Below are 13,419 nucleotides of genomic sequence, written 5' to 3' on the forward strand. Positions count from 1 at the left end.
GTAAAACTATATATCACCAACCTCAATGACTAGTTTGTTGCCTGACCTAAAGATGCAAAAGAGGTTATTTTACTAAATGTTTACTATTTATATTAAATAATTAAAGCATTCAGTTATAGACATAACAGTTGCTCAAAATTAATTTTTTCAAAAGAGTCTACTCGTAAATCTGCACCCACTAAATTGTCTTTTGACGATATGCCAACAGAAAAAATATTCGCGCTATTTAATGCTGTAATTCCTGCTTGTGAATCTTCAAAACCAATCGCTTCATTAGGTAATACATCGATTAAATTGGCCGCTGTTAAAAAAATCTCTGGATCCGGCTTACCTTTAGATAAAGAGTGAGGATCAACAATTACATTAAAATAATCTTTAATATTCAGTTGCTCTAGGATCATTGTGGCATTTTTAGAAGCGGAGGCTATCGCACAAGGTATTTTCTTTTTTTTTGCTTGCTTAATAAAAGGCAATACCCCAGGCAAGATATTTTTTTCTGTCAGTTTACTGAGTGATTTTACATAGTAATCATTTTTACTGTCCATCAGGGCATTTTTTTCTGCCACACTAAAAACATCGGCTTTATTACCATAATGCAAAATTTTCTCCAATGACTCAATTCTGCTTATTCCCTTCAAAGTTTCATTGAAGGTCGCATCAAAATCAATATCGATTTGTTTAGCCAAATATTGCCAAGCTTTAAAATGATAAAAAGCGGTATCGACAATAACACCATCAAGATCGAAGATCATGCCCTTCTTCATGCAACTACCTCATTCTTATAAACAACATTAGCAATTTTACCGGCAGAAATCCGATACTGCTGCTCACCCACCTGTATCTCAGTATCCTGATCACATCCAATTGATAATTGTTCTCGAGTGATAAAAAATTGGTAATTAATGCCTAAATGGCACAGCTTAAATTGGAGATGCTGCCAATGAGTAGGTAATGAAGGATTGATTTTCAATAACGGTTGACGAATATCTACCCCACCGTATGTCATAATTGTCATATTGAGGGTGGCCGCCATTACGCCAGTATGAATACCTTCTGAGGTCGTTCCACCCTGAATATCTTGATAATCAGAAAATAAAGCGTCTTGATATAATTGCCAAGATAAAGCTGACGATTTAATATTCTCAGCCAAAGACGCATGAACAACACGGGATAGTGTCGAGCCATGGGAAGTGCGAGAAAAATAATAATTGAAATTTTTTTCTACATAATTATCAGACGCAGGATAATTCATTTTCTCTAATAATGAACTAACAACATCTTGGTTAAAGTTATTAAATATCATTAATAAATCTGGCTGTTTGGCAATCTTATAATTATCGGCTAATTTCCCTTCAGCGCGTAGGATTCTATCTAACCTATAAATATTACCGTATTTATTGCGATATTTTTGCCAATCAATTTCTTCAAGGGCAAAATAACCATCAAATTGCCCGATAATATTTTGCTCATTAATTGACAACGCTAAGTTTTCTTTAATGGTTGTTAGTTGCTGCCAAAAATCATTATCGATATTAACTTGATTTAAGATATTATTTAAATCCTGTTTTGACAAAGATAAAACTATCAGATCAATTTGATTAAATAACCATGCCACCATTAAATTAGTGTAAGCATTATCCTGCAAACCGGCTTCTTTATTACCTAAACTATATTCATGAAATTCATCTGGCCCCATAACGCCATCAATATGATATCGATTAGTAGTCGCATCCCAGACTGTTTTACTCAGCCAAAACTTGGCAATCTCAATTAATAATTCCAACCCAAAATCGATCATAAATGGCTTATCGCCAGTATTTAACCAATATAGCCAAACATTATAAGCAATACTTAAAGAAATATGACACTGTAAGTGACTATGATCAGGATCCCATTGTCCTGTCAGCGGATTTATATGTAAGGTTTGCGTCTGCTCACTACCATCATGACCTGATTGCCAAGGAAACATAGCACCTTGAAAACCAGCTTGCTGAGCGGCATGTTTTGCAGCCGGCAACCGCCGATAACGTTACATTAATAATTGGCGAGCGGTTGTCGGAAAATGCATAATATAAAATGGCAGAATAAATATTTCATCCCAAAAAATATGCCCTCGATAAGCTTCTCCATGCAAACCTCTAGCAGTAACAGAAACATCTAATTTATGTTTACCATTCGTTAATGGGGAGCAAGAAGCTAATAGATGGTAGGTATGTAAACGCAGTAGTTTTTGCGTCATCATATCACCAGCAATGACAATATCGCTTTCCCGCCAAAGCGTTTGCCAGGCAAGCTGACTCTCTGCTAACTGGGTAGCAAAATCAGGCAACTGCCATGAATTTATCTGCTGCCAATCTTGCTTAAAAACAGTAGAAATAGCGATCGCCACATTTTTCTCTAACCGATAACAGTTACCCTGTTGAGCAGAAAAAACCACCTGTTGAACAATACTATTTTCATTTATCCTATTTTCGACATTATTTGGCGCAAAAAAATTACCGCTAATTTCTGTCGAAACTCCAATCCCGATTTGACTTTGAAAGGTTTGCGCTAATAAATAAGTTTTATGCTTATCAACACTTAAATCTTTTATTTGATAATGAGAGGAATTGAGTGAACGATAGCGTTCAACACCATAATTAAACGTTCCACCATCTGTTTTGCTACAAATGGTGATTTGATCAGAAAAATTTAAAGGACAAAATTGATATTCAATACTATAGTGCGTCATTCTTGCCATATTAGTAAATTTTCGACAATCTATTTTTAAGCGACGCCCTTCTTGATCTTCAATTTGTAATTCACTAGATAAAATTCCTGTCATTAAATCTAATCGACGATAAAGAGAAATAACTTTAAAATCCGTAAGATTAACAAATTTACCTTGGCCAATACGTAACGAGATATATTGTGCATTGGGTGCATTAACGAAATCTTCATTATGAACTTGGTGGCCATTTATTACAGAAATAGCTTGATTATAAAGCCCTGCAAGATAAGTTGCCGGATAGGTATCATCACTGATTACCATTTCAGGTAATGTCCCGCGTAACCCTAAATATCCATTTGCTACGGTCAATAAGGACTCAGTGGTATATTCCGCTTTGCCTGGATTATAGCCGCAATAATCAATGCTCCAAGTTATTGTTTGTTGTTTCTCTGCTAAGGCATGTTTTAATGTCTCTTCACATTCATCAACTAAAACTTCGGTTCGAATAAAGGGGACATTGAATATTTCAGAGAAACATTTCTCCATATCAACAACATTATTAGCAATTTTGATACAAAATGGCGAATAAAATGCTAACGCATCTCCTTTTAATATTCCCCCTTGAATATTGGGAAAATCTAATTTAATTTGTTTAATTAATTCTAATAACTCTAATATATTAATTTTCTGATAGGTTATCGGATAAATTTTCTTATTCATTTTGGCTTGGTAAACCACTAATTCTTGTGGTTTAAAAACAACATGCAAATAATTCATATTCAAATTCACTATTAAAAATGTATTAGTCAAATAATCCTTTAATCAGAAATAAGCGTACCTTTTCGCTGTTGGTAACGGTAAATTACTATCGTCAATATGATTGGAACAACAATAGCAATGATTGTCGCAAATGAATAAACTAACCAATAAATCGGTTGGATAGAAAGAATACCAGGCAATCCCCCCACACCGATACCGTTTGAAAGTACGCCAAAAGCACCACAGATAAAACCGGCAAAAGCAGAACCTACCATGGCGCAAAGCAAGGGAAAACGATAATAAAGATTAACACTATAAAGCGCAGGCTCAGTAACGCCCAGATAAGCGGAAATTGCAGCCGGAATAGTCACTTCTCGTTCATTTTCTTTACGGCTAATAATAATAATGCCCACCACAGCAGAAGCTTGTGCAATATTGGAAAGCGCAATTATCGGCCAAATTGGCGTTCCACCCTGCGCTTGCATTATCTGCAGATCTATAGCCAACGTAGTATGATGAACGCCACTGATTACTAATAGAGGATAGGTAAAGCCAAAAATAGCGGAGCCAATTGAGGCAAAACCACCGAACATAACAAATCTGACTACTTCTGCAATTTGGTTACCTATCATTCGCCCTATTGGACCGAGTATTGCATGCGCAACAAAAACAGAGATGCTTAAAGTAACAATCGGCACAATCACAAATTTCAAATAACCAGGAACATAACGACGTATAAATATTTCAAACCAACCTAAAAATAAGCCAGCAAAAATAGCGGGAATAACTTGAGCCTGATAGCCTACTTTTTGGATAGTAAATAGACCAAAATCCCAAACAGCAGGTAACTGACTACCTAAATTATAGGCATTCATTAATTGTGGTGAGACTAATGTAATTCCCAGAATAATACCTAGTATTGGTGTTCCGCCTATTTTTTTTACTGTTGACCAGCAAATTGCTACCGGTAAAAAATGAAAAATAGCCTCACAAGGCAACCAGAGAAAATCATAAATCGGTTTTAGTGTAGGATAAAATGCCATTAATGGCTTATTGTTTACTATTGGCATTTCACCTAAAACATTCCTCAAGCCTAACAACAAACCGCCACAAATTAGCGCAGGCAGCAATGGGAAGAAAATTTCAGCTAGATTAGTAATTAACCGCGTCCAAAGTTTTGTCTTTTTTTTTAATCGCTGTTTTGGGCGCTTTTTTATCGTCATCACCTGTTAAGATATCAAATTGTTGTTGAATTGCTTTATAATATTTGTCTACATTGGTACCAATAACAATTTGTAATTGCCCTGCTTGATTAAAACAACCTTTAACTTCTGGTAGTTTTTTTAAATCCTCTATATTTACCTTTTCTGGTTCATGTAAAATAAAACGTAATCGAGTCAAACAGTGGGTAAAACTATTTACATTATTTTTGCCACCAATCGTAGAAATGATCTTGTTAATATGAATATGATTTATTGTGATTTTTTTTAACATAATTTTAATGATTTTGTATTTTTACATAATAAAATATAAAATATCTCATCAATAATCATATTACATAGAGATCAATCACAAAAATAGACATAAAATCAATTGAATACATTTTTTTGAAAATTTATTATTTATGTTGAAAATATAATGGTAATTTCCACGATTTTAATAAGTATTGGCTATTATTATTTTTGTTTAAAGTAAATATAACTTATTATGTAAATTTACTTTGATAATAAATTTTTTATTCTAATTATTTAGAATAAAAAACACTTAATGATTTTATGTCATTAAATTTTTAATAATTATTTTTAATAAAAATATTTTTTAAACTAAAATAAAATTCATCTTAATCACTATATTTAAATGTATAGATTTAAATTTCACTCAATTGTATCTAAAAATGTTATTACTTGGTTTCAATTATTTTAATAACGTTTAACATTGATAATTTTTTTTGTGCTTATTTAATATTTTTAATAAACTGTTTATACATATCTAATTAATATAAAATTTTAATGTATTAAAAGTTGAAATAAATTTACAGTTAAATGACAAGTGTTATTTGAAAGATTTTTATTTGTATATCAATTATAGCAAAAATTACTTCTATTTTTGTGACAAATATTTTTATTCGATGCTTATCACAAAATATATTAATAATTATTATAAAATAAGAAAACATTTATATTATATATGATAAATATTTTTTTATTCAAAGCAAAAAAATAAAAGGTAGGGAATTAATATGCCTTATAAAAAAAAAGTTATGTTTATTTCATTTGACGCCATAGCAGTTTCAGGAATTACAGTTGAAGCAACAAAATTAGCATGTTATTTAAATAATCGAGGTTTTGAATCCTTTATTGATTTAGGTTATGACATAAAGATTGATAAAGGAAATTTTGCCAAACCCTATTCATGTTATGAAAAATCAATTTTTGATAAGCATTTTAAATTAGTGCGAATTAATGATATATATTTGTTAAAAAATTACACGGTTGAATTTATCAATAAAGTAAATAATATTTTAATTAATGGAACTACAAAAGCGAATTTAATAGAAAAAAATAATCTGTTGGAACAGGTAAATATTGTTGCGAATGCATTATCTGAATTAATCTTTAATACATGGAATAAATTAGAGATCACTCATCTTGTTATTGAAAATGGAACATTGCCTGAGAATATTATCTATACTAAAGCGCTCTATAAAAGCATAGAAAAATATGGTTTACAAAAAAATCTAGCATGTTTTGTATTATGGCGAGATCATGATCTAATGTGGAACAGCGAAACATTATCAAAAAAATATGGTCAAGATCCTTGGTATTATGCAATAAAACCTATTAAATCAAAATATATAAAATATGTTACTTTAAATGATTCATTAGCCAAAAAGCTAAAAGATTGGAGTAATCAAGATATCAATATTGATGTTATGCGTAATACTTATTTATTTAATAATAATCATAATAGAATGAATATAAGAGATAGATTTAACATATCGAAAGATGATTTTTTAATCGCTAGAACGACTAGAATCATTCCTGAAAAAAAATTAGAAAGAGATATTTATCTAGTAAGAAAGCTTAACGACTTATATATAAAAAAAAATAAATCATGCTCTATATATTTAATTATTGCTGGTGATGAAAAAGAAAACAGTGATTATTCAAATTATCTAAGACAATACATAAAAAAACTAGAAATAGAGAATTTTATAAAATTTTCTGGCCCGCTGCAGCATGACTTTATCGAAAATGAAAACAATAAGCCGACTATTCAAGATCTTTATTACTCCAGCGATATGGTTTCATTCTTAACATCATATGATTATGACAGTTATGGTAATCCAATAGGAGAAGCAATTAGTCATAAGCGCTGTTATATATCCACAAGTTACGAATATTATCATGAAGTTTATGGACAACATGGTTTTAAAACTGAATTAATGAATATTTCACCAAAAAAAGATGGACTACCGGACGACAATTTTATCCATCGAGTTTATAATTTAATTAATGATCGAAATCAGACAGCTGCGTTAGTGAAACATAATTTTAATATAGGAAAAAATTTATTATCTAATCAGATAATAAATAAAATATTTAATATCTAGTATTAAAAATTAGATTTTATAACCTTTAATATGGATAATTTATGCGTAGAGAAACCTTTATATCTATTGTGTTCCCTTTTTATAATGAAAGTGAACGATTAGAAAGTGTCATAGAATCAATTTATAATCAAAAATTTAAGTATAAGCTATTTGATCTTAGTAATACTGAATTAATTTTTGTAGACAATAATTCAACCGATAATTCTGTTAACAAAATTATTACTTGCCAAAATAAATATCACAACCTTGATATTCATATTATTAATGAAAAAATTCAAGGTGTTTCTTCAGCAAGAAAAAAAGGGATGGATTATGCCTCCCAACGAGCTGAAAAACGGCGTGTTCAATTTGGCAATCAACAAAAACATTATATTGTATCAGCTGACGCTGATTGTATTGTAGACCAATATTGGCTTGATGAACTGATCTACACAATGATCACACAAGATGGTGATTTAGGTACTTGTAATTATTTTTATGAGAAAAATGATTTTATCGAGCGGCCTAACTTATATAAAGAAATAGATAAAACCTTACGCTGCCGTGATTTTTCATTTTCCTTATTTGGTGGCTTTCCCGATGGAAAAGGATTTGCTGTTGAAAAAAATATGTATGATATTGTTGGCGGTATTGAAATATTTTACCAATTACAAAATGGTAAATTTGTCGAACATTTATCTGACGATTGGGATTTTGGTATAAAAGTTATTGCATATGGTGGAAAACCGGTATATTCACCAAAATCATATGTAAAAATTAATAGTAGGAGAGTTGATACCTTATTATACGATGTTATTAATGGTATCGCCTATGGCGAAAATGGCGTCATTACAATGAAAGATGTAAGGCCACTAGACCATCAATTAACTCATTATCAAGATTTAACCGCGAGTGATGCACAGCAGGCCTGGTTTTATTCAATAAAAGATTATATTCCGAAAAATATTATATTACCGACACTATTAAATCCTAATATTTTAATTCACAACCAACAAGTTATTAATTTTTTACACCTGATGTTGCTAAGGATCTCTATAATAGAATTAATGAGATCAAAAATGAAACCAGTATTATTGATTTCAAACCGATACATTCTTATAAAACACCCGCATTCAGACTTTATTTCGAATTCAAAGATGAGATATTTAACTCACTTCGTCATCATGTAGATGAAGACATAGGCTACCCACCACCACTTCCTGCCTGTTTTAATGCTATTCATAATAAAGATTTTAGGGCACCTCGAAAAACCTAACCAGAGTTTGATTTCGCAGATAAAATTATCGAAAACTGACCTATTGCCCTGACCACCATGCAGAAAAGAAACGCCATTAAGTATGACCTCCTTGCAGACCAGTATCACCTACAGACGATTGACCAGTTGGTCGACCCTCTGGTCAAGATCGAAACCTGTATAGACTTTGCGCATCTGGCAGCGGAAATCGACCATGTGGTACCACGCCCTGTCAGCAAAAAAGGAGGACGTCCACCATTTCCAACCGAGACCATGGTTCGCATTTTAGTTCTAAAGCGTATCTACAACCTGTCTGACGAGCAGATGGAGTACCAGCTTTTGGACAGAATGAGCTTCAAGCGTTTCTGTGGGTTGCTCCATGCCATCAATATACCTGACCGTACCACTGTGTGGACGTTCGAGAACAGGATCGGTGAAGCTGGTGCTAAAGCCATTTTCGATGGTGTAACCTCACAGCTTTTGAAGAAAGGCTTTATAGCTCGGGGAGGCCAAATCATCGATGCCACCTTGGTACCTGCTCCGAAGCAGTCGTTCACGAAGGACGAAAAGGAGCAACTCAAGCAGGAAGCGATACCTGCTCATTGGAAACCAACCAAGCGGCGGCAAAAGATTTAGACGCCACGTGGACTAAAAACACGGTAAGAGCCATTATGGCTATAAGCTTTCTGTGAACATGGACAAGAAGTACAAGTTCATCAGAAAAATCGTCACCGATACGGCCAGCACTCACGACAGTCAGCATTTCGAGAGGGTCATCGACAAGGCCAACACCAACCGTAATATCTACGCCGACCGAGGCTATCCCTCTGCGGAACGGGAAGCTTGGCTCAAGGCAAACGGCTATAGGAGCCAGATTCAGCGTAAAGGCCATCGAAATAAACCGTTGTCCAAGACTCAGCAAGGGCGCAACCACCGGATTGCAAAGATTAGGGCACGGGTTGAACATGCATTCGCGGCGATGGAACAAATGGGTAGAAAACTGATCCGTACCATTGGGCAAGTGCGCGCTAATTTTGCCATGACGATGATGGCAGCATGTTACAACCTAAAGCGGTTGGCGTACTTCCAGCGTACCGGCATCTTAGCTTTTTAACGCCCAGAATGGACAAAATGACACTGTCCATGGCAATGGACGGTAGGATTAGTAGCGGGGGGATCAAAAAACATCTAATTATTTAGAGACAAGCCGGAGAGCCATTGAAGATTTCGAGTTTTTCGAGGTGCCCTTATTTATTACTCTGCTGGTTTTACTGAGTTTTAACTTATTGGGTGAAGGGTTCAACGTTATGCTTCCCCGAGTAACTAATACAATCATTGGTTGTAGCATTGCTTGGATTGCAGTAAATTATATTTGGCCTGATTGGAAATTTCGACAACTACCTAAAGTCCTGCAACAAACATTAAACAGTAATTGCCGTTATCTTGCCGCTATTTTATTTCAGTATCATCAAGGTAGAAATAACAGTGTCGATTATCGTATTGCCCGTCGCGATGCCCACATTAATGACGCAGAGCTAGTTTCCGTTCTATCCGATATGCTAGCCAGAATAAAAACTAATAATATCTCTCCAGAAAAAATTTTTAGATTACTCTGCCTTAATCACAGCATGTTGGGTTATATTTCCGCCTTGGGAGCACATCGCGAACAACTTAATAATCAAACTATTTTATCTATTCTTGATAGTACAATCGCCTATATTGAGTCGGCGTTGAATTTTGCCTTATTAAATAACCAAGCAGTCAAAGAGTTAGACGACCCATTGATTCAACGCTTCCAGACCATACAATTAGGAGAAAATAACAAAGAACAACTCATTGTTGAGCAATTATTATTATTAATTAACCTGTTGCCAGAAATCACCTCTCTGATTGTTTTTATTAACCAACAAGAGCCAGACTAAAATAGTTATAATTAGTAAATTTTATTAAATATAAAACTGGCCATAAAATCATTTTCTTGATGTATTTCTTTACGTTAGGCTATTGTACCAAGTAATTAATTCAATTTTTATTGACTCAGGAAGTACTGCAATATGATAGCCTTCAATAGCCCCAGCTAATTCAAATAGTAATTTAATACTCAGATTGACTTTCTTCTGCCTTAATTTTAAATAACAAACTTTAGCACCTAACATTTTTAAATAGTCTACATCGCTAATCCCTACTTTACCTAATGCCCTTTCTATCGACATATTCATATTTGGTAAGTCTTTGATTCTGATATTTGAATGCTGTTTCTGAGATAACTCTTCCACGGCCGCTTTATAAGCGAGATCAATGTAATAACATAAAAGTAAATTATCATTCCAAAGCATTTCATTGATAAAAAAATACTTTAATATAAGAGGAACGCCTTTCTTGGTATAAATCAGTTTTTGCAATCCTGACACTTCAAATTGAAGCTCAGCAAATAAACAACCTCGCAAATAAAACTCGCCATCCAATACCTGCCCAATAATGACATGATTGACTAGAATACAATAACCCCCGAAATGCGGTTTTTTCTTTATGTGGCCATAATTTTCCATTAGGCTTTGCAAACAAGAAAAACGAGAATCAAATAAAAGCATAATTGCCACTCTCCATGTGAACGCTCACAAATCTAATATTTTTATACTTCTCCATATTTTAATCAGTTAAAATAGTAAGAAAATTTATTAAGTTATTTCATCCACTTTAAAAACCTCCTTGATTATTGCAAAATCGTGTATACAAAAGGCGACGAATAAAACCTTAAGCATCGTTTAATATTAAATTAAATATAGCTAAATAAATATCTTACCAATTACAAAACATAACTTAATAGTTACCCTTTATATTCAATATTTATAATAAATAAACTGTCGCATATATCCACTTAACTCATTAATAGTTAATAAAAATATTCTACTTAACAGGCAGAATAAAAAATACGCAATCCTATCCAAACTGCAACAATTAAATGTTCAATTAAGCAGAAAAGTTAATTTTTTGCGAAGCGCTTTGTAAAAATCGGCTTGATATTATATGAATATATAATTACTGTGTATGCGTACAGCAATAAACTGAGATCAATATGAATACCAACACATGGAATTACCCAATAAAAACAGAGAATCAACCTAGTAATGTCCAAAATTTACTATTACCAAATTATAGAAATGCGCCAGTATATTCAAACGGCGTAGTTAATGAATGGGTATATAATGAAAATAATCCTATGGTTGAAGTACTTCTGACATCATTATTACACCGGCTTCGCGATGAATCTCGTTGGCTATTATGGCTAAATCCTAACCGAAAATTAAGCCGTAATTGGTTGATTAATTCAGAGCTACCGTTAAATAAAACAGTACAAATAAATTCACTAAGCCCAGAAATGAGCGTTATTGCTATGATAAAAGCATTATCTAGCGGCAATTGTAATATTGTCTTAGGTTGGTTACCGACTTTATCACCATCATGTTTACAACATTTAGAGCATGCAGCACAGCTTGGAAACAGTATTGGCTTTGTTATGCGGCCTGAAAATATAAATTGTGCCAGCGGACATTCTAATCAGCTAAAAATTCATTCTAATTATTATCACTAGCCTAGATTAGGATTATTCCTAATCTATTTGATGAATTGTAAACGACAATAGACAAAAACAAAAAAAAATAATATAAATCATTTGGTTAATTCTTTAACCATGGCAATATAGTTATAAATTATATCTATAATTCACCGATTGCCTTTTAAAAAGTTAATGAGATTAATGTTTCCTCTACTTGTAACTTTTGAAGTTCGTTGTAGACTTTACAACGTTAAGGTAGTGCTTTGATTCTACTTTTTATTTGAATAATTCCTTAGGCAGATAAAGTAGAAACGAAGATAGTAGAGCGTAATAACTTAACCAGCATTTTAAACCATACGGCTTATAAAAAAGCTCAAGAAGCTGATGCCTATATTGGATGATAACGAGGCGTAAAATGAAAAAGATAGCTATCGCAGTAGCAGTGGCAGTGGCAGCTTTCGCAACTGCAGCTCAGGCGGCCCCCAAAGATAATACCTGGTATACCGGTGCTAAATTAGGTTGGTCACACTTTGAAGATACCGGCTTTCATCCTTACGATGAAAATGTTGGCAGTGGTAAAACTAAGCGCGATCAACTAGGCGCAGGTGCCTATGTTGGTTACCAACATAATCAATATCTCGGTTTCGAATTAGGTTATGACTGGTTTGGCAGAATGAGATATTCTGGTCAGCCAAATAACGGTAGCCTGAAATCGATGGGTGTTCAATTAACCGCTCGTCTAAGTTATCCACTGACAGACGAATTAGATGTTTATGGTCGTCTCGGTGGTATGGTATGGCGGACTGATGCAAAAGCAAACGTATCCGGTCAAGATTCCTTTAAAGAGCATGACACTGGTGTTTCTCCAGTTTACGCGCTAGGGCTTGAATATGCTATTACCCCTGAATGGGCAACTCGTTTAGATTATCAATGGGTGAGTCATATTGGTGATAAAGATTCACTATCCGTTCGTCCAGATAATGGGATGTTGAGCGTTGGTGTTGCATATCGATTCAATCAAGACGCAGCGCCTGTGATTGTACCAGCACCAGCTCCAGCACCAATCGAAAACAAACGTTTTACTTTACGTTCTGACGTTTTATTTGAGTTCAATAAACATACCTTGAAGCCAGCAGGTAAAGCTGAACTTGATAAGTTGTATAGCGAACTAACGAATCTTGACCCAACTCAAGGGCGTGTGATGGTTCTTGGCTATACTGACCGTATTGGTTCACCATCCTACAACAAACCTTTATCTCAGAAGCGCGCACATGAAGTTATGAGCTACCTGATTTCTAAAGGTATTCCAGCGAACGCAATTAGTTCACAAGGTCGCGGAGAAGAAAATCCAGTAACAGGTAGTACTTGTAATAACGTAAAACCTCGCGCTGCATTAATCAATTGCTTAGCACCAGATCGTCGAGTTGAAATCGAGATCCAAGGTACTACAGAAGTAACTCCGCAACCGTAGTATCTGTTTAAAAAATTATTTATTTACAAATAAAATAACCCTTTTTTAAAGGGTTATTTTTTGCTTAAAATTTATT

Annotated in this window: 7 protein-coding genes and 3 pseudogenes; 6 read left to right on the forward strand and 4 right to left on the reverse strand. The window is 33.7% G+C overall.

Features of this window, described 5'->3' with window-relative positions; genetic code table 11:
* Positions 1–113: 113 nt before the first annotated feature.
* From pgmB to treB, 3 genes and pseudogenes are all read right to left on the reverse strand, one after another.
* On the reverse strand, positions 114–764 hold the full coding sequence (pgmB, locus tag WH390_RS11655; RefSeq protein ID WP_032116105.1) for a beta-phosphoglucomutase: 651 nt from the start codon (positions 762–764) through the stop codon (positions 114–116).
* Positions 761–3,487: pseudogene (locus tag WH390_RS11660) on the reverse strand (glycoside hydrolase family 65 protein). Before WH390_RS11660 ends, pgmB begins: the two are co-directional and overlap by 4 nt.
* Positions 3,488–3,528: 41 nt before the next feature.
* A pseudogene (gene treB, locus WH390_RS11665) lies at positions 3,529–4,963 on the reverse strand (PTS trehalose transporter subunit IIBC).
* A gap of 745 nt (positions 4,964–5,708) precedes the next feature.
* Here treB and WH390_RS11670 point away from each other — a divergent pair.
* The 4 genes and pseudogenes from WH390_RS11670 to WH390_RS11685 all read left to right on the forward strand — a co-directional run bounded on the left by WH390_RS11670 (position 5,709) and on the right by WH390_RS11685 (position 10,238).
* Entirely contained in the window at positions 5,709–7,082 is a 1,374-nt protein-coding gene (locus tag WH390_RS11670) for a hypothetical protein (RefSeq protein ID WP_032116103.1), read from the forward strand.
* Between the two features lie 68 nt (positions 7,083–7,150).
* Positions 7,151–8,251 (forward strand): glycosyltransferase, encoded by a 1,101-nt coding sequence (locus WH390_RS11675; RefSeq protein ID WP_406850586.1) that lies wholly within the window; start codon positions 7,151–7,153, stop codon positions 8,249–8,251.
* A 143-nt stretch (positions 8,252–8,394) separates the two neighbouring features.
* Positions 8,395–9,430: pseudogene (locus WH390_RS11680) on the forward strand (IS5 family transposase).
* Between the two features lie 127 nt (positions 9,431–9,557).
* Positions 9,558–10,238, forward strand: a complete 681-nt coding sequence (locus tag WH390_RS11685; RefSeq protein WP_148305599.1) for a hypothetical protein — start codon at positions 9,558–9,560, stop codon at positions 10,236–10,238.
* Between the two features lie 69 nt (positions 10,239–10,307).
* Here WH390_RS11685 and WH390_RS11690 read toward each other — a convergent pair whose 3' ends face one another.
* Positions 10,308–10,907, reverse strand: a complete 600-nt coding sequence (locus WH390_RS11690) for a TfoX/Sxy family DNA transformation protein (RefSeq protein ID WP_032116357.1) — start codon at positions 10,905–10,907, stop codon at positions 10,308–10,310.
* 485 nt (positions 10,908–11,392) lie between these two features.
* On the opposite strand from WH390_RS11690, the gene sulA reads away from it, so the two are divergent.
* A complete protein-coding gene (sulA, locus tag WH390_RS11695; protein WP_032116356.1) occupies positions 11,393–11,908 on the forward strand; it encodes an SOS-induced cell division inhibitor SulA in 516 nt (171 codons plus the stop codon).
* Positions 11,909–12,287: 379 nt separating this feature from the next.
* The gene (gene ompA, locus WH390_RS11700; RefSeq protein ID WP_032116355.1) at positions 12,288–13,343 is read left to right on the forward strand and encodes a porin OmpA; all 1,056 of its coding nucleotides are present in this window, start codon (positions 12,288–12,290) and stop codon (positions 13,341–13,343) included.
* The last annotated feature ends 76 nt before the right edge of the window (positions 13,344–13,419 follow it).

The organism is Candidatus Arsenophonus nilaparvatae, from assembly GCF_045346035.1.
GTDB classification, from domain to species: domain Bacteria; phylum Pseudomonadota; class Gammaproteobacteria; order Enterobacterales; family Enterobacteriaceae; genus Arsenophonus; species Arsenophonus nilaparvatae.

Excerpts from the sequence above, each read along its gene's own strand:
- pgmB (WP_032116105.1), bottom strand. The coding sequence starts at position 764 with ATGAAGAAGGGCATGATCTTCGATCTTGATGGTGTTATTGTCGATACC.
- WH390_RS11670 (WP_032116103.1), top strand. The coding sequence starts at position 5,709 with ATGCCTTATAAAAAAAAAGTTATGTTTATTTCATTTGACGCCATAGCA.
- WH390_RS11690 (WP_032116357.1), bottom strand. The coding sequence starts at position 10,907 with ATGCTTTTATTTGATTCTCGTTTTTCTTGTTTGCAAAGCCTAATGGAA.
- sulA (WP_032116356.1), top strand. The coding sequence starts at position 11,393 with ATGAATACCAACACATGGAATTACCCAATAAAAACAGAGAATCAACCT.
- ompA (WP_032116355.1), top strand. The coding sequence starts at position 12,288 with ATGAAAAAGATAGCTATCGCAGTAGCAGTGGCAGTGGCAGCTTTCGCA.